This is a genomic window from Pseudoalteromonas sp. AOP7-A1-14 (assembly GCF_052376275.1).
Lineage (GTDB): Bacteria > Pseudomonadota > Gammaproteobacteria > Enterobacterales > Alteromonadaceae > Pseudoalteromonas.
Map to the genome: position 1 here is coordinate 28,740 of NZ_JBQSVO010000010.1, position 24,519 is coordinate 53,258.

A 24,519-nucleotide genomic window follows, 5' to 3' on the forward strand; every position below is an offset into this window, starting at 1 on the left:
AGAAGTTAAATACATAGGAGCAGCATAATGCTGGCAACACTGAGATCTATCGCTGAGTCGGTATCGCGTCAAGCGAGCCTAGACAGTGCGTTGTCATGCTTTGTGACAATGGTTAAAGATGCCATGCAAACACAGTGCTGTTCTATTTATTTTGCCGATTACAGTCAAGATAACTTTGTATTGATGGCTACCGAAGGTTTAAACCCTGACGCAGTTGGTAAATTTAGAATTGGTTTTACCGAAGGTTTAGTGGGCTTGGTTGCACAGCGTGAAGAGCCTATTAATATTGCATTTGCAAAATCACACCCCCGTTTTAAACTCTCCCCTGAAGTGAATGAAGAAGGCTATAATGCCTTTTTGTCTGTGCCGGTTGTGCATCAAAAAAAGGTATTGGGTGTTATTGTTGTTCAGCAAAAAATAGCTCGTGTATTTAGCCAAGACGAAGAGTCCTTTTTAATTACTCTTTCTGCACAGCTAGCCTCACAACTAGCACATGCTGAAATAAAAGAAGTATTACGGCTTGATGAGTCTTCTCATCAAACATCGGTTTTAAAAGGGGTTTCAAGTGCGCCAGGAATTGCAATAGGGCAAGCGTTTGTTGTGCTTCCTAAGCTTGATTTTAAATCTATCGAGCTTAAGCATGATGATAACACCACAGAACAGCGACGTTTATTTACGCAAGCCGTATCTGCTACGCGCAAAGAGTTTAATACTTTATCGCTCACTTTAAGTGACTCGATTCCCCAAGAAGCCCTTGCCGTATTTGATGTTTATCAGCAATTATTAGATGCAAAAAGTTTAGGCCAAAATGTTGAAGCTGAGCTTAAAGAAGGCTGGAGTGCGCAAAGTGCATTAAAAATTGTTATAGAGCGTTTAATTGCGCAGTTTAACGCCATGCAAGATCCTTATATTAAAGAGCGCGCAGTTGATGTTAAAGACATTGGCTTGCGGGTTTTACATCACTTAATTAATACTGAGCGTGCGGTTAAAGACTACCCCCAAGATACTATTTTAATTGCTAATACGTTAACGCCTGCCATGCTTGCCGAAGTACCCAAAGGGCATTTAGCGGGGGTGGTAAGTGTTAACGGTGCTGCTAATAGCCATGCCTCTATATTAACTCGTGCTATGGGTATCCCTGCTATTTGGGGTATTGAAGACTTACCGTTACTACAATTTAATGCCAAAGCGATGATCTTAGATGCCTACGCGGGGCGCTTATATATCTCGCCTTCGCAAATGCTTAAAGACGAATACACTCGGATGCAATATCAAGAAACAATCTTGAATGATAAGTTTGTTGCTGAACAAGATTTTGAGGCTATTACGCTTGATGGCGAACATATTAGCTTATTGCTTAATGCGGGGCTCGATCTTAATACTGATAACAATAACGACAAAATATGTGATGGTGTTGGCCTTTATCGAACTGAAGCATGGTTTATGCAAAAAGGACAATTCCCCTCGCAGTCTGAGCAAGAAAAATGGTATCGCGAAGTTTTAGCTAGTTATCATCCAGAACCCGTTGTGATGCGTACTTTAGACATTGGTGGCGATAAAGTACTTGATTACTTTGATATTAGTGAAGAAAACCCTTTTTTAGGTTGGCGTGGTATACGGATAACGCTTGATCATCCTGAGCTTTTTTCAGCTCAACTCAAAGCTATGCTAAAAGCAAATGTTGGCTTAGGTAATTTGAAAATTATGCTACCGATGATAAGCGGCGCAGAAGAGGTGGATGAAGCGTTAGGATTATTAGAGCAAGCCTATTTTGAACTTTCAGAAAAGTACCCAGAGACAGTTATTGAACGTCCTGAAATAGGTATTATGTTAGAAGTCCCTTCAAGCGTATTTTTACTGCCAGAATGGTCTAATAAAGTTGATTTTTGTTCGGTGGGTAGTAACGATTTAACCCAGTACATGTTAGCGGTAGATCGTTCTAATGCGCGCGTAGCTGAGCTATTTAATCCTTATCACCCTGGAGTATTACGAGTACTACATAAAGTCGCTAAAGAATGTTTAGCTCTTGAATTACCCTTTAGCTTATGTGGTGAGCTGGGTGGCGATCCTGAAGGTGCATTATTATTAATCGCCATGGGATATCGGCGCTTAAGTATGAACTATTCATCATTGAATAAAATGAAATGGGTAATTAGGCGCTTAAAAGTAAGTGATATGGAAAAATTGTTAGCTGAGTGTCTAGCACAATCAAATGCCAAACAAGTCTTAAGGCTTACCCGTAACTTTATGCTTGAACACCAGTTAGGTGACTTATTTTATACGCCTAACAAACAAACGAGTGACTAAAGGTAAGTAAAGTTTTCTTTTAAATAAGTGATATATTGCATTAGTATATGCATATAACTAAAAATAAAAGAGTTTGCTATGCATGACTCAGTATTACTTATAATTGGCTGCGCAGTACTTGGTAGCGTAGTTGGTTTTTTAGCGGGTTTATTAGGTATTGGTGGTGGACTTATCATCGTGCCAGTATTAAGCGCTTTATTAGTGCACTTTAATGTGGCCTCAATAGAGCATGTTATGGTGATTGCCATTGCGACATCGCTTGCCTCTATTATATTTACTTCAACATCTTCAGCTCTCGCTCATCATAAAAATAGTAACGTACCTTGGCATCTTGCTCCTTGGGTAATGAGTGGGGTGGGCTTAGGTGCTTTAATAAGTGGTTTTGCAGCCAGTTATATGCCAGAAAAAATGCTCCGTGTGGTGTTTGCTATAAGTGTTGTATTTATTGCAGCAAGAATGGTGCACTCAACACGCAGAAAGATTATTCACGAGCGCCCATTACCTAAAGGCCCCATATTAGGAAGCATTTGTGCCCTAATGGGCGCACTAGCAGGGTTAATTGGCATTGGCGGCGGGGCATTAATTGTACCGCTGTTAAATTATTTCTCAGTGGATATTAAAAAATCCATAGGCTGCGCTGCGGCTTGTGGTATCGTCATTGCGCTATTTGGTTCGGTTGGGTATATTTCTGCTGGTTGGAAGGTTACTGACTTATCGCATGGCTTTATCGGCTTTGTGTATTTACCCGCATTATTAGGAATTGTTACTACTTCGTGGTTTATGGCTCCTGTTGGTGCGAAGGCGACACATTATTTACCGGTTTCAACAATTAAAAAATTCTTCGCGGGGTTATTAATAATCATCGCGCTGCAAATGGTTTTTAGCTAAAGGTTTATTTATATGGCACTTGAGTTTCCAGAAATTGATCCGATCATTTTTTCAGTCGGGCCACTGAGCGTACGTTGGTATGGATTAATGTATTTAATAGGGTTTGCTTTTGCGATGTGGTGGGCGAACCGCCAAGCTGCCAAACCCAACTCAGGCTGGAGTAAAGAACAAGTAAGTGACTTACTCTTTTATAGCATGCTAGGGGTGATTTTAGGTGGTCGTATTGGTTATGTGCTATTTTATCAATTTAGTTACTTTTTAGAAAATCCGCTGTACTTATTTAGAATTGATCAAGGCGGAATGTCTTTCCATGGCGGTACTTTAGGGGTGATAACTGCTATATTTGTATTTGCTTGGACGCGTAAAAAATCAATATTTGCCGTCGGTGACTTTGTTGTGCCATTAGTACCTGTTGGCCTACTTGCTGGGCGTATTGGTAATTTTATTAATGGCGAGTTGTGGGGGCGCACCACTGACGTACCTTGGGCAATGGTATTCCCAACTGGCGGACCATTACCGCGCCATCCATCGCAGCTTTATGAAGCCTTTTTTGAAGGGGTAGTGTTATTTATTATTTTGTATGTTTTTGCTAAAAAACCACGCCCAGCGGGCAGTATTGCCGGCGTATTTTTACTAGGCTATGGGGTATTTCGCTTTGCGATTGAATACTTCAGAGAGCCCGATGCGCACTTAGGCTTATTTGCTGGGTTTATTTCAATGGGGCAAATTTTATCGCTACCTATGGTTGTTGGTGGGTTAGGTTTGATTATTTGGGCTTATAAAAAGCCACAGCCTGTTTTAGCAAATAAAGCTTAAGAGTTAAAAATGAAACAATATTTAGAGTTATGTCAGCGTATTGTTGATGAAGGTATTTGGGTTGAAAATAAGCGTACAGGAACGCGTTGTTTAACAGTAATTAATGCTGAACTTGAATACGATGTAGCTAATAATCGCTTTCCAATGATTACGACTCGTAAAAGTTATTATAAAGCAGCAATTGCAGAGCTACTAGGCTATTTACGTGGTTATAGCAGCGCTGCGCAATTTCGCGAGATTGGCTGTATGACTTGGAATGCTAACGCCAACGAAAACCAGGCTTGGTTAAATAACCCACATCGTAAAGGCGAAGACGATATGGGGCGTGTATATGGTGTGCAGGGTAGAGCATGGCAAAAGCCCGACGGCACGCCACTTGATCAATTGAAAAAAGTCATCGATAACTTAAAAAGTGGTGTTGATGATCGCGGCGAAATAATTACGTTTTATAACCCTGGTGAGTTTGAGTTAGGCTGTCTGCGCCCATGTATGCATACGCATACTTTTTCATTGTTAGGCGATACGTTGTATTTAACTTCGTATCAGCGCAGTTGTGATGTCCCGCTTGGCTTAAACTTCAACCAAATTCAATGCTTTGTATTATTAGCATTGGTTGCACAGATTACCGGCCATAAAGCAGGTAAGGCGTATCATAAAATTGTTAACGCCCATATTTACGAAAATCAGCTTGAGTTAATGCGTGATGTGCAATTAATACGTGAGCCGTTTGAGTCTCCAACGCTTAGCATTAACCCAGAGATTAAAACTCTTGAAGATATAGAAACCTGGGTTACCCGTGATGACTTTAAAGTAGATAACTATCAATGTCATGACGCAATAAAATACCCATTTTCAGTTTAAAATTTATCAATAATCACTTTTAAGGAAAAACACATGAAAGCAGTGATCCCAGTAGCAGGACTTGGCACACGTATGTTGCCAGCAACTAAAGCAATTCCAAAAGAAATGCTACCTATCGTAGACAAGCCATTAATTCAATATGTTGTTAATGAAGCGGTTGCCGCAGGTGTTAAAGAAATTGTATTAGTAACGCATTCAAGTAAAAATTCGATTGAAAACCATTTTGATACTAGTTTTGAACTTGAAGCAACGCTCGAAAAACGCGTAAAGCGTCAATTATTAGCTGAAGTACAAGCAATTTGCCCTGATGATGTGACCATTTTGCATGTACGTCAAGGTGAAGCTAAAGGGCTAGGTCACGCTATAAATTGCGCAGCACCGATTATTGGTGATGAACCATTTATAGTTATTTTACCTGATGTGATAATAGATGAAGTAGAAAGCGATCTTAAAAAAGATAACCTTGCTGAAATGATCTCCCGCTTTGAAGAAACCAGCGAAAGCCAAATTATGGTTGAAGCCGTACCAAAGGAAGATGTAGATAAGTTTGGTGTGGTTGATTTAGGGGATGTTAACTTAGAGCAAGGTCAAAGTTCAGCTATTTTTAACATGGTTGAAAAGCCACCAGTAGATAAAGCACCATCGAATTTAGCGGTTGTAGGGCGTTATGTGTTAAGCAAAAACATTTGGCCGCTACTTGCTAAAACACCTAAAGGCGCGGGTGATGAAATTCAACTGACCGATGCCATAGCTATGCTTATGAAAACAGAAACCGTAGATGCTTATGCTATCAAAGGCCGTAGCCATGATTGCGGTAGTAAGTTAGGTTACTTAAAAGCAAATATTGAATTTGCATTGCGTCGTGAAGAATTTAAAGATGAGCTTACGCCATTCATTAAATCACTGCTTTAATAGACTTACCTTATATAAAATAAAAAGAGTGCCATCGGCACTTTTTTTATTTTTAGGTTCAACTTTGAAAGCATACTTATAAAATATTGAATTATTTTAACCGCTTGATTTAAAAAATAAGTGGCGGTTATAATAGCCAAGGTATATCACTCTTCATGGCCTCTTAGTTAAATGGATATAACGGCCCCCTCCTAAGGGGCAGTTGCAAGTTCGATTCTTGCAGGGGCTACCAGTTTGGTAGGTACAAATAATAGATTTATGAATTCACAAATAAAGGAGGCTGTGGCCTCCTTTATTTAAGTAAATTGAGTTTAGTTACCAGGACCGCATTCTAGGCACTGATTAACAATGTCTGGACCAAATTTAAGCTTGGCGTTTACGTTACGAAGTGCAGTACGTAGGCCTTCTTCAATTACTGGGTGATAAAATGGCATGTCGAGCATTTGTGGTACGGTCATTTTGTTTTGTACCGCCCAAGCCAATAAATGAGCTATATGTTCGGCTTGTGGTCCGATAAACTCCGCACCTAAGAATAGTCCGGTGCCTTGCTCTGCGTAAACATGCATGTGACCTTTGTTTTTTAGCATTACGCGGCTACGGCCTTGATTTTCAAAGCTCACTTCACCAACTTCAAAACAACCACATTCACCTAAGCGATCAGTGATTTGTTTGTAGGTTTCACCGACCATAGCAATTTGCGGGTCGCTGAATACGGCGGAAATAGAGGCACGGCGTAAGCCATTACGTATATCAGGGAAGCGTCCGGCATTTTGTCCTGCAATAGTGCCTTGATCGCTTGCTTCGTGCAGTAGTGGCAGCATGTTACTGGCATCACCGGCAATAAATATATTTGAATCGCCGCACTGCATGGTGTGCTTATCAGCTAGAGGAACGCCACGTTCGTTAAGCTCTATGCCTGTGTTTTCAAGACCCAGTTTATCGGTATTTGGTACGCGGCCAGTGGCAGCGAGTACATAATCAAATTGTTCGGTTTGTTTGTTACCATTTTTATCTGTATAGGTAAGTTGTGCTTTATTGCCAACTTGTTTCATGTCAGAAACGTCAGAGTCAGTATCAACATAGAACTCTTCGGCAAATACGGTATTTGCGTAATCTTTAATAGCAGGGTCGGTTATGGGGCCTATTGCGCCACCAACCCCAAATAGTTTTACTTTAACACCTAAGCGGTGCAGGGCTTGGCCAATTTCAAGGCCAATAACGCCGGGACCAAATACAGCAACTGATTCTGGTAGGTCTTGCCAATCAAAGACATCATCGTTGATGATTAATCGATCGCCAAAGTTATTAAATACACCTGGGTAGGCTGGGCGAGAGCCGGTGGCGATTACAAAACGTTTAGCGGTAATAATAGTGTGATCGTCAATTTGTATACGGTTGGTATCTAAAAATGTTGCATGACCACGAATTTTATCTTCACTTGGAAGTTCCTCAACAGTTTCAACAACAAAGCCTGCAAAACGATCACGTTCGCTGCGTACGCGTGCCATAACCGCTTTACCGTCTATTTCTGGTGTTGAGCTATGAACGCCAAATGCCGGAGCTGCTTCAATTGCGTGCGCTGCTTCAGCCGCCGCAATTAACAATTTACTCGGCATACAACCAACGCGAGCACACGTAGTACCATAAGGACCTGATTCAATCATTAATACGTTGGCAGTATGTTGTTTTGCGTTACGGTAGGCGCTTAAGCCAGCAGTGCCTGCGCCAATTACTACTACGTCAGTTTGCAGTTCTTTCATTGTATTTCCTTAAAATAAAAAAGGGGCTAACAGCCCCTTTTAATAGCATTGGGAGTGTTAAATACTAAGCAAAGTATTTTTCTAAATCGTCAGAGCCACCGATGTGCTTACCACCAATAAATATTTGCGGTACTGTTTCACGACCTGAAATTGCTTTTAAGCTTGTTAACGAAGTGCCAGCACCCATGGTGATTTCTTCATAAACAAGGCCTTTGCTGTGTAATAGCTCTTTCGCTTTTTTGCAAAATGGGCAGCCTGGTTTAGTAAATACGCTTACTGCTTCTGGTTTAACTTGCTCAGGGTTGATGTAGTCAAGCATGGTATCAGCGTCTGATACTTCAAACGGGTCGCCTGGCTTCTCTGGTTCGATGAACATTTTTTCAATTACGCCATCTTTTACCAGCATAGAATAGCGCCAGCTGCGTTTGCCAAAACCTAGGTCATTTTTATCTACTAACATGCCCATGCCGTCAGTAAATTCACCGTTACCATCAGGAAGTAGGGTAATGTTTTGTGCTTCTTGGTTTTCAGCCCATGCATTCATTACAAAGGTATCATTTACGGATAAACATACAATATCATCAACACCATTTTGCTTAAGTACACCAGCTAACTCGTTATAGCGTGGTAAGTGTGTTGATGAGCAAGTTGGTGTAAATGCCCCCGGTAATGAAAACATAACAACCGTTTTACCTTTGAAAATGTCATCTGTAGATACTGATTTCCATTCGTCATTTTGGCGCGTTGCGAATGTAACTTGTGGTACTTTTTTGCCTTCAATATTGTTTAACATATTTTAGTTCCTCTTGATTTGTTGATAATCATTATGCGTTTAAATTAACGATAGGTCTAATCATTTGTTTGTATTAGATTGATTTGTAAAATCGATTGAATGATTGTTGTTATATAATTGGTGCTTTGCTGTTATATAACTGCGTTACTAAACGAATGTAAAGTAATAGCGTTTTTTTAGTTTAATTGCTAGGCAATATAATAAAACGACATGAAGATTTATTGACAATTACCTTAACAAACTGAGCTGAACTTAAACTTTATCAATGAGATAAGCTTAGAATAAGGAGGAATAATATCGAATGGTGCTAATGCAAAAATAGATTGAAGAGGAGTTAAAGCGGCTTATACCCATATATAGGTATAAAAGCCGCTACTTTATATTTAATGAGGTACTTATTGACTTACTAATTCAACCACATCATTTATTTGTACGTTGGGTAGCGGTTGGTCATCAATGCTTATCGCAATGGCTGATTGTTGATATAGCTGCATCACTTTAATTTTATTTAATGTGGTAATACGATTAGACACTTTATTACCTGCAGCGTCGGTTAAATAATTGCGATGAGCAATACTGAGTACTTGGCCTTGCTGTAAGCCATTGTAGATTGTAGGTGGTAGGCAATTGTTTGCTGAAAATATTTGCTGAACACATCAATCAATTCCACTTTCTCAAAAGCACTGATACCCCATCGTAATAGAGGGAGTCAGTATTTTCCCACAAGATATACTGAACGACTTGTTGAAGTAGGCAGTCTGCAGGTAACCCAATAACAAAATCGATAAATTATTGATTTAAAGTGGAAAATATTCATATTAACACCACGTGGAGAAACGTTGATGCTGTTGAATATGCGACCTTAGAGTGGGTCAGTTGGTTTAACAATCAATGGTTATATCTTCAATTAGGTCTGTTTCACTAGTTTAATGTGAAGCAAACTACTCGTTTTAATTTAAGCGAGTCAGGTAAAGTGGCCTAACTTAAATAAATGGGTCTGCGATAAACTCGGGGCGATTCATATTCGTATTACCCTACCATTATGGTAAACTAACGCCTAATTTTGGTTAAGAGAATAGTTATCTTGTTACACATTAAGTCCGTCTCCTGCATCAAGCAAGAACGTTGTTTGTTTGCGGATCTTAATTTTAGCCTGAAATCAGGTCAAATCATGCAATTGGCGGGGCCTAACGGCGCTGGTAAAACATCTTTATTGCGTATAATTGCGGGTTTTGCTACGCCTGATGAAGGGCAGATTTTGTTTCAAGATAAACCAATTGATTGTCACTATGATGAATTTGCCCGCGAGTTATTATTTATTGGCCATAAAACGGGAGTCAATACTCAGCTCAGTGCCATTGAAAATGTACGTTTTTGGTTACAGATACAAGGTTATACCTGCCCAGCGGATCTTTATCCGGTGATGGCTAAAATTGGCTTGGTTGGTTTGGAAGATGTACCTGTTAGAACTTTATCTGCGGGTCAGCAACGCCGAGTCGCGTTAACCCGATTATGGCTCAGTGATGCCAAGGTTTGGGTATTAGATGAACCTTTCACTGCACTCGATAAAGCAGGGGTAAGTTACCTTCAGCAGCGTTTTATTGAACATTTGGATAATGGTGGTGCTATTTTGCTTACTACTCATCAAGATTTAACCGCTCAGTTTAGTGAACTAAAAACTGTGACGTTGGAGTACCACCACTAATGATTCGTCAGCATTCATATTGGCGCTTATTTTGCGCTGTATTGAACAAAGACTTACGTTTGGCGTTTCGCAAGCGTGCAGAAATTGTTAATCCCATATTATTCTTTTTAATTGTTATTACTTTATTTCCGTTAGCAATTGGCCCAGAACCCGGTCTACTTGCTCGTATGGCGCCGGGTATAATTTGGGTTGCGGCCTTATTATCGACTATGTTGGGGCTTGATAAGTTGTTTCGTGATGATTACCACGATGGCAGCTTAGAGCAACTTATTGCCTCGTCCTATCCATTACCTGTTACTGTATTAGCTAAAGTGACAGCGCACTGGGTCATTACTGGTTTGCCGTTGGTACTTATGACGCCAGTGTTTGCATTATTACTCAATTTAGAGACAACGGCGCTCAGCGCTACAGTACTTACCTTGTTGCTAGGCACACCATTATTAAGTTTTATAGGTGCTATTGGTGCAGGGCTTACTGTGGGTCTACACAAGGGGGGCATTTTAATGAGTTTACTCGTCTTACCTTTGTATATTCCGGTACTTATTTTTGCAACATCTGCTATTGATACCAGTGCAATGTCATTGGATTACAGCGGACAGCTTGCCATCCTTGGTGCTATGTTAGTGGTTGCAACCCTTAGCGCACCAATCGCCATATCGTCAGCATTGAAAGTGAGTGTAAGTTAATATGTGGAAATGGTTACATCCCTATGCAAAAGCAGAACGTGCCTACCAATTGTGTAACACGTTGTTGCCTTATTTTGCCGTTGTTACGGTGATCTGTATGTTAGTTGGTTGGGTGTGGGGACTTGCCTATGCCCCTGCAGATTATCAACAAAAAGACAGTTACCGAATTATTTTTATTCATGTGCCTTCAGCTATATTATCAATGGGAGCGTACTCGTCGATGGCGATTGCTGCGGTGGTTGCGCTAGTGTGGCAGTTACGTAATGCCGAGCTTGCGGTGATAGCGATCGCGCCAGTAGGTGCTTGTATTACGGCTATCGCACTTATTACCGGTGCTGCGTGGGGAAAGCCTATGTGGGGAGCTTGGTGGGTGTGGGACGCGCGTTTAACCTCTGAGCTTATTTTGTTATTTTTATATTTAGGGGTGCTGTCTTTATATCATGCTTTTGAAGATAAAAAAGCGGCAGGGCGTGCCGCATCAATACTCGCGATTGTTGGAGTAATTAACTTACCTATCATCCACTTTTCAGTGGAGTGGTGGAATACCTTACATCAAGGTGCCACTATCACTAAATTTGATACAGAAGCTATTGATTCTAGTATGTTTTGGCCATTAATGGTTAACATTGTTGCGTTTGCAGCCTTTGTTGGTACGGTGACATTAATGCGCTTAAAAAATGAGATTCTTCAACGTGAGAAACAACGCCCTTGGGTGCGTCAGCTTGCGGATAAGGGCTAATTATGCAGTTTGATTCTTTTTCTGATTTTATTGCCATGGGTGGCTATGGCTTTTACGTATGGTTATCGTTTGGTAGCTGTGCATTAATTTTATTAGGTATTTTGTTTATGTCTCGTAATGATACCAAACGTATTTTAACCGATGTTAAGCAGCAAATGATTCGTGAAGAGCGTATCAAAAAGGCCAAGCAGGAGCAGCAATTATGAACCCAAGGCGTAAGAAGCGTTTACTAGCGGTTGTGGCTATTATTTTTGGGGTTGGCGCAACGATTGGTTTAGTATTGTATGCTTTACAAGAAAATATAAATTTATTTTATACCCCAAGTGAGCTTATAGAAGGTAAAGGCCCAAATAAAGAAAAGCCATTTGTAGGTCAAAAATTACGTATTGGAGGCATGGTTGTACCAGGCTCTGTGGTGCGTAATGAAACGAGTCTTAACGTGAGCTTTAAACTTATTGATACAGGCCCGCTTGTGACTATTAAATACCAAGGGATTTTGCCTGATTTATTTCGTGAAGGACAAGGTATTGTTGCACAAGGTGTGCTGATAGAACCAAATGTAATAGAAGCATTTGAAGTACTTGCTAAGCATGATGAAGAGTATATGCCTGCAGAAGTCGCCGAGGCTGTTAAAGGCATTAAGCACGAGAAACCGAAATATAATATAGATTACGGTAATTAAATATGATCCCAGAAATCGGATATTTTTCCTTAACACTAGCGATGGTGCTCAGTGTTTTACTGTGTATTTTTCCTTTATGGGGAGCTCATACGGGTAACTTACGGCTAATGCGAGCAGCGCCCTCGTTGGCAATTGGTCAATTTGGCTTTGTGGTTATTGCATTTGCGGCGCTTATATATGCAAGTTTAACGGATGATTTTACTGTTTCTTATGTGGCCTATCATTCAAGTAGTACCTTACCTTGGTATTATAAGATCACTTCAACATGGGGTGGCCATGAAGGCGCTATTTTATTATGGCTGGTGATGCAAGCTGGCTGGACAGCACTTGTTGCTGCGCGTTCTAAATCATTACCTTGGGTACTGCGTGCTCGAGTACTCGGTGTACTGGGCTTTTTAGGTGTGGGCTTTATGCTTTATACCTTATTGCTTTCTAGTCCATTTGAACGTTTATTACCCTATTTTCCTGTTGAAGGGCGTGACTTAAATCCATTATTGCAAGATCCTGGGATGATAATTCATCCGCCACTTTTGTATATGGGTTATGTTGGCTTATCTGTTTCATTTGCATTTGCTATTGCTGCTCTATTAACTGGTAAATTAGATAATACGTGGGCTAAGTGGTCACGTCCTTGGACAATGACAGCATGGGGATTTTTAACCTTAGGTATTACTATTGGCAGCTGGTGGGCTTATTCTGAGCTTGGCTGGGGTGGCTGGTGGTTTTGGGATCCTGTCGAAAATGCATCATTAATGCCTTGGCTTGTAGCTACTGCATTACTGCATTCGCTAACGGTGACTGAAAAGCGGGGGGTGTTTAAGTCGTGGACGGTATTACTAGCCATCGCTGCATTTTCATTAAGCTTATTAGGCACGTTTATTGTACGCTCAGGTATTATTGTATCGGTGCATGCATTTGCTACCGATCCTGATCGTGGTTTATTTATCTTGGCCTTTTTGGGCATCGTAGTGGGTGGGGCTTTAACCTTGTACGCCTTACGTGTATCACAAGTGCGCAGTGAAGGACGCTATAAATTTATGTCACGCGAAGTGGCGTTATGGCTCAATAATATATTTTTAATTGTGGCCACATTAATTGTTTTACTAGGTACCTTATTACCGATGGTTCATAAAGAAATGGGGCTGGGTAGTATATCAATTGGCGAACCGTTCTTTAATAAGATGTTTGCGATTTTAATTGTGCCATTCGTTATTTTAATGGGTATTGGTCCATTACTTCGCTGGAAGCAAAATAAACTTATTTCACTACGTAATAAACTGATGTTCGCAGCATCTATGAGTGTGATCGTTACTGCTACGTGGTTATATTCAAGCTATGACGTAGTTGCACCACTGACTATGCTGGCAACAACCTTGGCCGTTTGGATTTTATTCGCTACTGGTGCTGATCTGTATAGTAAAGTATCGGTGCAAACAAGCCTAAAAGAAGGCTTTAAGCGTTTAACACTTAGCTACTGGGCAATGGTACTTGGCCATGTTGGTTTAGCGTTTGTGATTGCTGGTGTAACATTAACCTCTGCTTATTCTGTCGAGCGTGATGTGGCAATGGACCCCGGCGATGTTGTGCAGTTGAATCAATATGAATACCGTTTTGAAGGTGTAAACACCATTCGTGGCCCTAATTACAGTGGTCATGCGGGGGAAGTGAGTGTGCTTAAAAACGATAAGCTAGTAACCGTTTTACACGCTGAGAAACGCCGTTATGATATTGGTATGCAATTTATGACTGAAGCCGCAATTGATGCCGGCTTTACCCGCGACTTATATTTAGCGCTTGGCGAACAGCTAAGCCATGGTGCATGGTCATTACGTATCTATCACAAACCTTACGTTCGCTGGATGTGGATTGGCGGTATTTTAATTTCACTAGCAGGCTTTTTAGTCTTGGGTGATAAACGTTATCGCACGAAACTCAAAACGCGACAGGAGCGTGATGTATGAACCGTAAAGCTGTCGCTATTTTACCGTTATTAATTTTTGCCTTTTTGTGTGTGTTTTTATATCAAGGTTTATTTGCTAATCCAAGGGAGTTACAAACAGGGCGGATTGGCCAAACTATGCCAGAATTTAATTTACCTGACTTAATGCAAGATGATAAGCGCTGGACACAAAATGACTTAGACGGTGATGTATACTTGCTCAATGTATGGGGCACTTGGTGCCCAACGTGCTTAGTGGAGCTTGACTATTTAACTCAGCTACGTGAGCAAGGGGTTAATATTATTGGTTTATATTATGTACAAAGCTATGATTCTGACTTTGACGGTCCATTTGATATGCAAGCACTACGAAATGATGTATCAAGCATGCTCGCGCGAACAGGTAACCCTTATCAGTTTAACATTTTAGACTTAGACCGAACCCTAGCTCTTGATTTAGGAGTCTCTGGTGCACCTGAGACATTCTTAGTAAACAGCGAAGGGGTGATTTTGTTGCATCACACTGGCGATATTAATCCACGTGTTTGGCGCGCTAAATTTGCACCATTAATGCAGGAGCTCACACCATGAAATATATTTTAGCCTGCTTTTTACTCGTTATGAGTATTACAGTTCATGCTGAACAAGACCGTTATCAATTTGCTAATGATGAACAAGCTCAGCGCTTTAGTGAACTAACAAAAGAGCTACGTTGCCCTAAGTGTCAAAATCAAAATATTGCTGATTCTGATGCTGTAGTAGCAAAAGATTTACGTGATAAAGTGCTTGCGCTAGTTCACGAAGGTAAAAGTAAGGATGAAGTGATTGATTATATGATTGATCGCTATGGTTACTTTGTGCACTACGATCCACCAGTTACCCCTGCTACTTTGGTGCTGTGGGTATTACCTGTATTGATAGTTATTGTGGGCTTTGGTTTTATTGTTATTCGTCAGCGTAAAGCGTCTGTTAAACAAACGTGGAGTGCTGAGGATGAAGCATTACTGGCAAAACTTATCAAACAAAATCAACGTCAGGAGCAAAACTAAATGGCATTAATGTGGGCTTCTTTTGCATTACTCACTCTGCTGGCATTGCTCTTTGTTTGTGTGCCTTTTTTGCGTAAAGAAAAGGTACAGCAGTTAGATGCTAATGCGAACTCAGAACTAATTAATATTTATCATCAACGTTTAGAAGAATTACGTGCAGATCTTGAAAATAAACGTATTGAACAGCAAAGCTATGATGAGTCAATAATCGAATTGAAATGCCGCTTACTCAATGAGCTATCATTCGAAAAATCATTGAATAGTAAAGGTAATAATCGTATTTTCGCGCTTACGGGTAGTGCCTTTTTAGTGGTGTTGACGGGAGTGTTTTATAGTTTTACTGGCAGTGAAACACAAATAAAAAACTGGCATGATGCAATGGCTAACTTAGCAAGTTTCGGTGAGCGTGCTGTTATGCAACAAGGTGAGCCCCTTACCCCTAATGAATTACAAGCGTTTGCGCTTGGCCTTAGAACTAAACTTGACCAAAGTGGTGACGACGAAGTCGCGTGGATGTTATTAGGCCGTGTTGCCATGTCGTTGAATGAGTATGATATGGCGCAGCAGTCATTTGATAACGTGTTGCGTATGAATCCAGATAACCAACAAGTATTAGTGAGCTATAGTCAAGTATTACTACTTGAAGGCAATGAAGCTAATATGACCCGTGCAGCAGGTATGTTGTCAAAGGTTTTAAAAGATGATCCGACTAATTTAGATGCTATTTCATTATTAGCGTTGATTGCCTATGAACGTAAAGATTGGCGACAAGCAAAGTTAGCTTTTGAAGTGCTGTTATCGAGTATGGACAAAAGCGACTTACGTTATTCCATGATTAAACAACGAATTGAAGAAATTGATCAGCAAATTACCTCACAAAGTGATACACAAGCATCGGAATCTATATCGGTCAAAAGCAACCCAGTCAGCCATACTGCAAAAATAGCTATCACTGTAGATATAGCGCAATCACTCATTGAACAGTTGCCCACAGAAGGTACTTTATTTGTATTTGCTAAAGCAGCAAATGGGCCACCCATGCCGCTTGCGGTAGTAAAACTTACAGAGTATCAATTCCCACTAACTGTTGAGCTTAGTGATAGTAATGCGATGGTTGAGGGACTTACTTTATCAAGCGTTGAAGATATTATATTAACGGCGCGTATCTCAAAAGATGCCACGGTAATGCCATCAGCAGGAGAGCTTGAAGGGCTGTCAAAAACCCTAAAACGCAGCGAAACGACTAACTATCAGTTAAAGATTGATACCGTAATACAATAAGGATAGAAAATGTTGATACGAGGACTTTTTTTGAGCGCAATAATGATACTGAGTGGTTGCGCTCAAGTTCCAGACGAAAAGGTCGATGAGCGGGATCCTTTACAGTCTTTTAATCGTCCTATGTACGATTTTAATATGGATGTGCTGGATGCTTATTTATTGCGTCCGGTGGCTGTAGGTTATGTGGCGGTCACTCCGGTAGCGGTCAGAAGTAGTATTGTTAACTTCACTGATAATATTTCTGCCCCTACCGATGTGATCAATGCATCTCTTCAGGGGAAAGCTGGTAATGCGGGCATTAGTATGGCGCGCTTTTTAGTAAATTCTACGGTGGGTCTTTTTGGTTTATTTGATGTTGCAAGTTCGCTCGGGTTGAATATAGTCGATGAGGATTTTGGGCAAACTCTAGGGGTATGGGGCGTTGGCGATGGTGCTTATCTAATGCTACCTGGTATGGGGCCGTCAACAGCACGTAACCTAAGTGGCGATGTGGTAGATGGCTTTATACTGCCTAAAATCACACTAACTACACCAGAAACAGTGCTCGTGTTTGCACTAAAAGCTGTTGAGGCACGAGCATCACTTATTCCACAAGAAAGCTTATTAAATGAGTCACTCGACCCGTACATATTTATGAAAGATATCTATTTTCAACGCCAGTTATATGAACTGCACGATGGTAACCCACCGATTGAAAAAGAGCCTGATGACTTTGATGAAGACTTTTTAGATAGTCTATAATTAATACGCAAGTATAAAAAATGCCAGTAAATTACTGGCATTTTTATTTATATCCCTTTGCAGTGATATAAATTTATTAGTCACCGAATACAGATATTTGCTCACTGGCCCAGTTTAACGCATCGTGATAAGCGTCAGTCACTTTTTTATCCGCTAACCTGTTGAATAGACTCTAAAATTTAAACTGCAATTTTATCTTTATCTAATAAGGTAGGGGAGCCCTTTTTTAGAGTTGCCTTTTTTAGAGTTTCAAGGGTAAAGATGGTATAGGCTAGCTTGCTATCAGTTAAATCTTCTAAGGCGAAGTTAAATTGGCTTCCTTCGTTCTTTTTTCAGGTGGCTTCATCACCGTCAATGCCTGGGAAAACATTATCTATCCCATCACGAAAAAGTAACTCGTAACCTATTAGCTTTTTATCACGGGCTTAAGTTTGTTGGCGAGCAGCATAAAAATACATAAAAAGTCGATCCAAATCAGTTAATCGATACACCTGCAACATATTGTAAAATATTTTAAATTGCATTAATAAAAAGGTTAAAGTAAATCTATAGTGCTGAACTATTTATAATTATTGTTATAATTTTGGGTAAGCAGAATAAAATAACCATTACCTTGCGATAAATATAAATGTTTGTAATTATTAATACAAAGTGAATAGTGTTAAACGCAGCCGAGTGGAGTTATCGGCTAAAGCCATGATATAGTCAGATACTGAGTTGGTTTTTATACCAATAATGTCTTTTATAGCAGCAATGTGAGTCATTATTAGGATTAAGAGCCAAATTTTAAACGTCTACTGCTTAGATTGGAGGCAAATTTGGAAATTGGAATGATAATTTCGCTAGGACTGTACTTTGTAGTCATGCTGGGGATAGGTTTTTACGCATACAAACAATCTACCGGTGATGTATCAGGCTATATGCTAGGTGGTCGTAATCTGCCACCGAGTGTTGCTGCGTTGTCGGCAGGTGCGTCTGATATGAGTGGCTGGTTGCTCATGGGCTTACCCGGGGCAATGTATTTATTTGGTTTAAGTAAAGTATGGATTGCAATTGGTTTAGTTGTGGGTGCTTGGGCAAACTACTTTTTAGTGGCGCCAAGGCTTCGTGTTTATACTGAAAAAGCTAATGATTCTATTACCATTCCAGACTATTTTTCTAATCGCTTCGCCGATAATAAAAATATTCTTCGTGTAATTTCAGCTATTGTGATCATCGTTTTCTTCACCTTATATACATCATCCGGCGTAGTTGCAGGTGGTAAGTTGTTTGAAAGCTCATTTGGTATGAGCTACGAAATGGGTCTTTATGTTACTACCAGTATGGTGGTGGTTTACACCTTGTTTGGTGGTTTTTTAGCCGTAAGTTTAACTGACTTTGTGCAAGGGTGTATTATGTTTATCTCTTTGCTTGCGGTGCCAATAGTTACTTACACCATGCTTGACCAGCCGGTATTAGATACACTGTCCAGTGCAAGTTATGATTTATTACTGAGCTCGCCAAAAGAAGATGAAATACATTCATTAAATATGCTGGATTGGTTTGCCGGAGGCTCAACAATTGCAATTATTTCAGCGTTAGCGTGGGGCCTAGGCTACTTTGGCCAACCGCATATTATTGTGCGTTTTATGTCAGTACGTTCCGTGAAAGATATGCCCGCAATGCGTCGTATTGGTATGTCTTGGATGACTTTATCAGCAATCGGTTCTGTGCTTACTGGTTTATTTGGTGCAGCATTTATAATAGAAAACCAAATGCCACTTGAAGATAAAGAAACAATCTTCTTAGTTTTATCGGAAGTAGTGTTTCATCCACTAATCGCTGGCTTTTTATTAGCTGCTATTTTAGCGGCCATAATGAGTACCATTTCGTCTCAGTTGCTGGTTTGTTCAAGCTCATTAACTGAAGATTTTTATAAAATATACTTGCATCGTGATGCGTCTCAAAAAGAGCTTGTGTCAGTGGGCCGAATTAGTGTGTTATTAGTGGCATTATTTGCAATATATTTAGCTTATGACCGTGATAGTTCAATTTTAGACTTGGTGAGCAATGCATGGGCTGGCTTTGGTGCCGCATTTGGTCCATTGGTGCTGATCAGTTTATATTGGAAGCGTATGAACTTTTATGGTGCGTTAGCGGGTATGGTTGTTGGTGCATTAACAGTATTGGTGTGGATATACGCGCCAATAACCATCGATGGCAAAGCATTAAGTTCGGTTGTTTATGAAATTATACCAGGCTTTATTTTATCTAGTATCGCCATTGTTGTGGTAAGTCTGGCAACCCCTGCGCCTGATGATGAAATAGTTGAATTATTTGATGAAGTAGAACGTTTACTTTAATAAAAATATAACAGCATAAAAAAAGGGACAACACTTGTTGTCCCTTTTTTATATTGCTTGTCCTTATTTGTGCTACACATTTAGGACTTAAAAGTAAATTAATTGGCCGGTTTATCTTTGGCTTCTTTGGTAGACTCGGCGGTTGGTGCTTTGGTTTTTTCGGCTTTTTTTACCGATTCTTTATTGCCTTTTAATACGGCCATAAACTGATCTTTTTCTTTTGCTATTTCAAGTGCTAACGACTCTATTTGCTGTTCACTTAATGGCACATCGACTTTTTCAAGTATTACTTCAAGTGATTCTGCAATATCGAGCATTTTATCATACGCATCCGCTTCTTTTTTGCTTGTAAACGTCATACGCTCGACTCCACTTCTTTCTACCACATATTTAATAACAACAGCCATGATCTCTCCTGCCAGCTTAGAAGGTAAATAACTACCTCAATTGAATACTGTTTTTTTATACAGTAAAGGTTTGCTGTCATTTTTGCAAGTGAACATTTTTATTTTTTATTATAGGTACATTGACAAAAAAGCGTCAGTCTACTTTAGTTAGTAAGGTCGAGCTTTTAGCTGACTTTATTTGGCGTTAGTCTAAAAGTAAGGCTTTTATTTTTAAATTTGCAACTATTAACAGTGTCCATGTAAGGACATCACGGAGGAAGAACATGAAGTTTATAACTTTAATAGTGGTATTACTACTGAGCTTATCATTTTCACATGTAGTAACAGCTGAGCCGGCTAAAAGTAAACCGATGAGTGAAATGAAAAGTGACAAAGTGAATATTAACAGCGCAAGTGCTGAACAATTGGCTATGCTGCCTGGAATTGGTGAAAGTAAAGCACAAGCAATTATTAATTATCGCACGAAGAAGGGAGAATTTAAGTCAGTTGAAGAACTGACACAAGTAAAAGGAATTGGCGATAAGCTACTGAGCAAGTTAGAAGGTAAAGTGACGCTCTGAGAGCTGTATAGCACAGGGCGAATTATTCGCCCTGTTTAAATTGCTGTATTGCTTTTGTTAAATGAGGTTTTGCAAACATGATCTCTACAGGTACAGTTAAAAGTGGGTAGCATAGGCCCGCTAAAAGTATAAAAGGTAATAATAACCAACCTTTTATACAAGCAAGTACAAAAAATACCGGGATAAGCAAAAATAGCTTAGCAATTCTCAACAGGACCTTACTACTTGCGCTGAGCTCACTTAATGCAATTGCAATGATTTGCTGACGCTCACGTATTTTAAACTCACTAAGAGCAGGAAGTTGGCTTGAAAAAAAGACCCACATATTAAATCGATTTCTTAGTAATTAGCCGACTAGCTAATATTGCGATGAAACTTAGTGCAAACAGTGCAAAAATAATTTCCATCCATGCTGGCATGCTAAGCCCTAAAAATTGCCAGTCAATATTACCGCAATCACCTGTTGCAGCAAAAAAGCTAGGTAGCCATTCATGTAATGGTATGATGCTTGGAAAGTTTGGTTCAAATTCGCAGCTAAATGCAAAAGGGTCGGTCGTGGTTTGCATTGCAATGTGCTCACGAGCAATTAAGAATCCCCAAATACTTGCAAGGCCCCAGCTAGTAAAGCCCATTACTCTAAATATTAATTTTGTTGGGTTAATCGCACCAACTAAGCCTGCTGCTAATAAACCTAGCATGGCAGTGCGTTGATAAATGCACATAATGCACGGTGCCAAATTCATTTGATATTGGAAAAATAAAGCGATAACTTCAAAGATAAAAGCACTTGCGGCCAATGATAACCAACTGGCGCGTTTTTGTGATAATTCTGTCAACCAATTCATAGTTTGTCCTGTAACAATTTAAAGTCTGATTATCACTTATCTATGAAAGCCTCTGCAAGCTAAAAACGGCTAAGTGGTGAGTCTTAATACTTAATAGTGGCTTTGTGTCGTAATTTAAATACAGAGAATTCTATGGTTACAATATTGTCGTTGACTTTGCTTGTTAGTTTGGTTTCGTCTGGTACAATCAGTCAGTTAATTTAAAATAAAACTGTGCGAATACGTGAGTAGGAAGTGAATGAGAATTTTTAAAGCTAAAAGCCCGGCTGGATTTGCTGAGGAGTACATTGTCGAATCTATTTGGAATGGTGACTTCCCCCCTGGATCTATCCTTCCTGCTGAGCGCGAACTTTCAGAGTTAATTGGCGTAACGCGCACTACTTTACGTGAAGTACTCCAGCGTTTGGCACGTGATGGTTGGTTAACTATTCAACATGGGAAACCAACACGAGTAAATAATTTTTGGGAAACTTCAGGGTTAAATATATTAGAAACGCTGGCTCGTCTTGATGAAGATAAAATGCCAGAGCTGACAGATCAGCTGTTATCAGCACGTACTAATATTAGCGCTATTTATACTCGCGCAGCGATCAAGCTTGCACCTGATCGCGTTATTGAAATTTTATCTCAAAGTCATGAACTAGAAGATAGCGCTCAAGCATTCGCAGACTATGACTATAAAGTACATCATGAGCTTGCTGCTGCGGGGAATAACAGAATATATGTACTCATTCTCAATGGGTTTAAAGGATTTTACTCTAAGATTGGCTGCCATTACTTCTCAGATCCAGGCACGCGTGAATTAGCGCGTCAGTTTTATAAAGACTTAACTATCTTAGCTGAAAAGCGCGAGCATGATGGTGCTATTTCTATGATGCGTAAATATGGTCACCAAACAGGTGAAATTTGGCAGAGTATCCGTGGTGATATGCCAGAAGATATAATGGATTAACTCTTAATTTTTAAATAAACCTGCTATGGCAGGTTTTTTTGTGCCTACAATTTAAGCCATTATAAGCATCAAAATTATTAATGGTAGATATCGAAAAATTCGATTGTCATTTTAAATCAGTTAATTTTAGAATAATGTCACTTTTATGTGATTTTGCCCTTGGAATTGATGTTTTCAATCCCATATATTAGGCAAGTATTGCGTAAGCAATTGGAAATAAACTCAACTATTTGGAGAATAACATGGGTGTATTAGTAGGCCGTCAGGCACCGGATTTTACCGCAGCAGCTGTACTTGGTAACGGCGAGATCGTAGATAGCTATAACCTTCACGAAGCAATCAAAGGTAAAAAAGCAGTTATCTTCTTTTACCCATTAGATTTCACTTTTGTATGTCCTTCAGAGTTAATCGCGTTTGATAAGCGTTTTGAAGAGTTCCAAAAGCGCGGCGTAGAAGTAATTGGTGTGTCTATCGACTCTCAGTTCTCACACAATGCATGGCGTAACACTTCTGTTGCAGATGGTGGTATTGGCGAAGTTAAATACCCACTAATTGCAGACACTAAGCACGAAATTTGTAAAGCGTATGATGTTGAGCATCCTGAAGCGGGCGTTGCATTTCGTGGTTCATTCTTAATCGATGAAGAGGGTAATGTTCGTCATCAAGTAGTTAACGATTTACCGCTTGGCCGTAACATTGACGAAATGATCCGTATGGTCGATGCACTTGCATTTCACAGCGAGAATGGCGAAGTATGCCCTGCTGGTTGGACTGAAGGTAAAAAAGGTATGGATGCAAGCCCTGAAGGCGTTGCTAAATTCCTTTCTGAGAACGAAGGCGACCTATAATTATATAGGCACTTGTTAATTGATAAAAAACCTGCCAATTGGCAGGTTTTTTTATTGGTTATTCAAACTAAAACGAAAAAGAAACTTTAGTATAGAAGTAACGACCACGAGGGTTATGTACCGCAGAGGCGTAGCCATATAGATCAGAATCACCATCACCAATAACAAAAGGGGGCTTTTCATCAAATAAGTTATTTACACCCAACGATAATCTTGTTGATTCAGTTATGTGATAAGCGGTTTGTAAATCGACCAACACTTGTGAGTCAACCATTCGTGAGGTTTCTGTATCAAAGTCCAAGTTGCCGTCAAAATCAATATCTGGGGTATCCTCAAACTCACCAACATAACTGATATTCATATTGGTATTAAGCTCACCTAGTTCCCAATTAGTTGAAAATATCCAGCGGTGCTCAGGATAGCCATATTCTCCAGTATAATCGCGGCCATTTTTTTCAAACTTGTCTTGATACGCCCATTCTAGATTAAACTTTAACAAGCCTAAATCATCCAATGAATGGTTGTAGTTAACTGAAAAGTCTATTCCTGACACTTCTTGTGAGGAGACGTTTTCGAATGTGCTATATATTTTTTGGATAACACCAAGACTATCACTACCTGATGGAGGTAAGCGTACGCATACCGTGCTGTTTTGATCATTACATTCGGCATCATAAATAGGGCCAAACTCTTGTTCGTCTATCTTATTATCTTGAGTGATACTCCATACATCAACACTCAAACCAAATTCGGCTGTTGGAGCCCAAATAAAGCCGACATTCCAAGATTCTGATTCTTCTGGTTGCAGGTCTGGGTTACCCGCAAATTGAATGTTGTAATCAAGAGCATTACAATCAAGGCCAGTAGCTTCACAGCGATAGTTATCAACAAAGAATTGACTCTTTTCTGAAGGGCCTAAACCTATTTGTGCAAGTGATGGCGCTCTAAAACCTTGTGCCCAAGAGCCTCGTACTGTGATTTCATCTGTTGGCGCCCAACGAAGTGCTACTTTTGGGTTTGTTGTGGTGCCAAAATCACTGTAATCATCGTGGCGTCCTGCTAGTTGCAGTTCTAAGTTATCGGCAAGTGGTATTGAGAACTCAACGTAAGCAGCATACTGATCACGTTCAGCCGCAGCAGAAACAGACTCAGTACCAAAAATTAACCCTCGTTGAAATTGGTCGTCAGGAATATCACTAACATCTTCTTCTCGATACTCTATACCCGCAGCCATCATCACAACATCATCGCCAAAAGTGAATGCTTCGCCAGTAATATTAGCATCGAAAGAGGTCATATGTGACTCTCCACGACGTGTTAAACTTGTGGTAATACGGTCAATCACCGCAGGATCATTATAAGTACCACCAAATGGATTATAATTACCTGCATTAATTTCTTGTTGC

Annotated in this window: 25 protein-coding genes, 1 tRNA gene and 2 pseudogenes; 20 read left to right on the top strand and 8 right to left on the bottom strand. The window is 40.0% G+C overall.

Features of this window, described 5'->3' with window-relative positions:
- Positions 1–27 precede the first annotated feature (27 nt).
- From ptsP to ACT3RM_RS03300, 6 genes are all read left to right on the top strand, one after another.
- Entirely contained in the window at positions 28–2,307 is a 2,280-nt protein-coding gene (gene ptsP, locus ACT3RM_RS03275; protein ID WP_441992890.1) for a phosphoenolpyruvate--protein phosphotransferase, read from the top strand.
- Between the two features lie 78 nt (positions 2,308–2,385).
- Positions 2,386–3,195 (top strand): sulfite exporter TauE/SafE family protein, encoded by an 810-nt coding sequence (locus ACT3RM_RS03280; protein ID WP_441836347.1) that lies wholly within the window; start codon positions 2,386–2,388, stop codon positions 3,193–3,195.
- Between the two features lie 12 nt (positions 3,196–3,207).
- Positions 3,208–4,011, top strand: a complete 804-nt coding sequence (gene lgt / locus ACT3RM_RS03285; protein WP_441992891.1) for a prolipoprotein diacylglyceryl transferase — start codon at positions 3,208–3,210, stop codon at positions 4,009–4,011.
- 9 nt (positions 4,012–4,020) lie between these two features.
- On the top strand, positions 4,021–4,872 hold the full coding sequence (locus ACT3RM_RS03290; RefSeq protein WP_441992892.1) for a thymidylate synthase: 852 nt from the start codon (positions 4,021–4,023) through the stop codon (positions 4,870–4,872).
- A 33-nt stretch (positions 4,873–4,905) separates the two neighbouring features.
- Complete coding sequence (galU, locus tag ACT3RM_RS03295; RefSeq protein ID WP_441992893.1) at positions 4,906–5,784, top strand: UTP--glucose-1-phosphate uridylyltransferase GalU; 879 nt, start codon at positions 4,906–4,908, stop codon at positions 5,782–5,784.
- 157 nt (positions 5,785–5,941) lie between these two features.
- Positions 5,942–6,016 (top strand) — tRNA-Arg (locus tag ACT3RM_RS03300).
- 79 nt (positions 6,017–6,095) lie between these two features.
- On the opposite strand, the gene ACT3RM_RS03305 is transcribed toward ACT3RM_RS03300, so the two are convergent.
- The 3 genes and pseudogenes from ACT3RM_RS03305 to ACT3RM_RS03315 form a co-directional block, all read right to left on the bottom strand.
- Entirely contained in the window at positions 6,096–7,544 is a 1,449-nt protein-coding gene (locus ACT3RM_RS03305) for a dihydrolipoyl dehydrogenase (RefSeq protein WP_441992894.1), read from the bottom strand.
- A gap of 64 nt (positions 7,545–7,608) precedes the next feature.
- Positions 7,609–8,337: a glutathione peroxidase gene (locus ACT3RM_RS03310; RefSeq protein WP_441835296.1), complete on the bottom strand. Its 729-nt coding sequence runs from the start codon at positions 8,335–8,337 to the stop codon at positions 7,609–7,611.
- A gap of 395 nt (positions 8,338–8,732) precedes the next feature.
- Positions 8,733–8,942: pseudogene (locus ACT3RM_RS03315) on the bottom strand (FlgT C-terminal domain-containing protein); the annotation flags it as partial.
- A 479-nt stretch (positions 8,943–9,421) separates the two neighbouring features.
- On the opposite strand from ACT3RM_RS03315, the gene ccmA reads away from it, so the two are divergent.
- The 10 genes from ccmA to ACT3RM_RS03365 are packed head-to-tail and all read left to right on the top strand — an operon-like array spanning position 9,422 to position 17,159.
- The gene (ccmA, locus tag ACT3RM_RS03320; RefSeq protein ID WP_441835297.1) at positions 9,422–10,042 is read left to right on the top strand and encodes a cytochrome c biogenesis heme-transporting ATPase CcmA; all 621 of its coding nucleotides are present in this window, start codon (positions 9,422–9,424) and stop codon (positions 10,040–10,042) included.
- On the top strand, positions 10,042–10,728 hold the full coding sequence (ccmB, locus tag ACT3RM_RS03325; protein WP_441835298.1) for a heme exporter protein CcmB: 687 nt from the start codon (positions 10,042–10,044) through the stop codon (positions 10,726–10,728). The genes ccmA and ccmB overlap by 1 nt, the downstream gene beginning before the upstream one ends.
- Position 10,729: 1 nt before the next feature.
- A complete protein-coding gene (locus tag ACT3RM_RS03330; protein ID WP_441835299.1) occupies positions 10,730–11,467 on the top strand; it encodes a heme ABC transporter permease in 738 nt (245 codons plus the stop codon).
- Positions 11,468–11,469: 2 nt separating this feature from the next.
- On the top strand, positions 11,470–11,673 hold the full coding sequence (ccmD, locus tag ACT3RM_RS03335) for a heme exporter protein CcmD (RefSeq protein ID WP_441835300.1): 204 nt from the start codon (positions 11,470–11,472) through the stop codon (positions 11,671–11,673).
- Positions 11,670–12,149 (top strand): cytochrome c maturation protein CcmE, encoded by a 480-nt coding sequence (gene ccmE / locus ACT3RM_RS03340; protein WP_441835301.1) that lies wholly within the window; start codon positions 11,670–11,672, stop codon positions 12,147–12,149. Before ccmD ends, ccmE begins: the two co-directional genes overlap by 4 nt.
- Positions 12,150–12,151: 2 nt before the next feature.
- Positions 12,152–14,110 (top strand): heme lyase CcmF/NrfE family subunit, encoded by a 1,959-nt coding sequence (locus tag ACT3RM_RS03345; RefSeq protein ID WP_441835302.1) that lies wholly within the window; start codon positions 12,152–12,154, stop codon positions 14,108–14,110.
- A complete protein-coding gene (locus ACT3RM_RS03350; RefSeq protein WP_441835303.1) occupies positions 14,107–14,679 on the top strand; it encodes a redoxin family protein in 573 nt (190 codons plus the stop codon). The genes ACT3RM_RS03345 and ACT3RM_RS03350 overlap by 4 nt, the downstream gene beginning before the upstream one ends.
- Entirely contained in the window at positions 14,676–15,137 is a 462-nt protein-coding gene (locus ACT3RM_RS03355; RefSeq protein WP_441835304.1) for a cytochrome c-type biogenesis protein, read from the top strand. The genes ACT3RM_RS03350 and ACT3RM_RS03355 overlap by 4 nt, the downstream gene beginning before the upstream one ends.
- A complete protein-coding gene (ccmI, locus tag ACT3RM_RS03360) occupies positions 15,138–16,418 on the top strand; it encodes a c-type cytochrome biogenesis protein CcmI (protein WP_441835305.1) in 1,281 nt (426 codons plus the stop codon).
- A 9-nt stretch (positions 16,419–16,427) separates the two neighbouring features.
- Complete coding sequence (locus tag ACT3RM_RS03365; protein ID WP_441835306.1) at positions 16,428–17,159, top strand: MlaA family lipoprotein; 732 nt, start codon at positions 16,428–16,430, stop codon at positions 17,157–17,159.
- A gap of 182 nt (positions 17,160–17,341) precedes the next feature.
- On the opposite strand, the pseudogene ACT3RM_RS03370 reads toward ACT3RM_RS03365, so the two are convergent.
- Positions 17,342–17,566: pseudogene (locus tag ACT3RM_RS03370) on the bottom strand (EAL and HDOD domain-containing protein); the annotation flags it as partial.
- Positions 17,567–17,989: 423 nt separating this feature from the next.
- Between ACT3RM_RS03370 and putP the strand changes: the two are divergent.
- A complete protein-coding gene (gene putP / locus ACT3RM_RS03375) occupies positions 17,990–19,501 on the top strand; it encodes a sodium/proline symporter PutP (RefSeq protein WP_441835307.1) in 1,512 nt (503 codons plus the stop codon).
- Between the two features lie 98 nt (positions 19,502–19,599).
- Here the strand turns inward: putP and ACT3RM_RS03380 are convergent, their stop codons facing one another.
- On the bottom strand, positions 19,600–19,908 hold the full coding sequence (locus ACT3RM_RS03380) for a YebG family protein (protein WP_441835308.1): 309 nt from the start codon (positions 19,906–19,908) through the stop codon (positions 19,600–19,602).
- A 263-nt stretch (positions 19,909–20,171) separates the two neighbouring features.
- Here ACT3RM_RS03380 and ACT3RM_RS03385 point away from each other — a divergent pair, with 263 nt between their 5' ends.
- Positions 20,172–20,468 carry a ComEA family DNA-binding protein gene (locus ACT3RM_RS03385; protein ID WP_441835309.1) on the top strand — a complete coding sequence of 99 codons (297 nt, stop codon included), beginning with the start codon at positions 20,172–20,174 and terminating at the stop codon, positions 20,466–20,468.
- Between the two features lie 22 nt (positions 20,469–20,490).
- Here the strand turns inward: ACT3RM_RS03385 and ACT3RM_RS03390 are convergent, their stop codons facing one another.
- Positions 20,491–20,793, bottom strand: a complete 303-nt coding sequence (locus tag ACT3RM_RS03390) for a DUF6170 family protein (RefSeq protein ID WP_441835310.1) — start codon at positions 20,791–20,793, stop codon at positions 20,491–20,493.
- 1 nt (position 20,794) lies between these two features.
- Positions 20,795–21,313 carry a disulfide bond formation protein DsbB gene (gene dsbB, locus ACT3RM_RS03395; RefSeq protein WP_441835311.1) on the bottom strand — a complete coding sequence of 173 codons (519 nt, stop codon included), beginning with the start codon at positions 21,311–21,313 and terminating at the stop codon, positions 20,795–20,797.
- A 238-nt stretch (positions 21,314–21,551) separates the two neighbouring features.
- Between dsbB and fadR the strand changes: the two genes are divergently transcribed.
- The gene (fadR, locus tag ACT3RM_RS03400) at positions 21,552–22,265 is read left to right on the top strand and encodes a fatty acid metabolism transcriptional regulator FadR (RefSeq protein ID WP_441835312.1); all 714 of its coding nucleotides are present in this window, start codon (positions 21,552–21,554) and stop codon (positions 22,263–22,265) included.
- Between the two features lie 242 nt (positions 22,266–22,507).
- Positions 22,508–23,113, top strand: coding sequence for a peroxiredoxin (locus tag ACT3RM_RS03405; protein ID WP_441835313.1), 606 nt, complete (start codon positions 22,508–22,510; stop codon positions 23,111–23,113).
- A 67-nt stretch (positions 23,114–23,180) separates the two neighbouring features.
- Here the strand turns inward: ACT3RM_RS03405 and ACT3RM_RS03410 are convergent.
- Positions 23,181–24,519: TonB-dependent receptor domain-containing protein (locus tag ACT3RM_RS03410; protein ID WP_444511336.1), on the bottom strand; the 1,339-nt coding region annotated here is incomplete at its 5' end.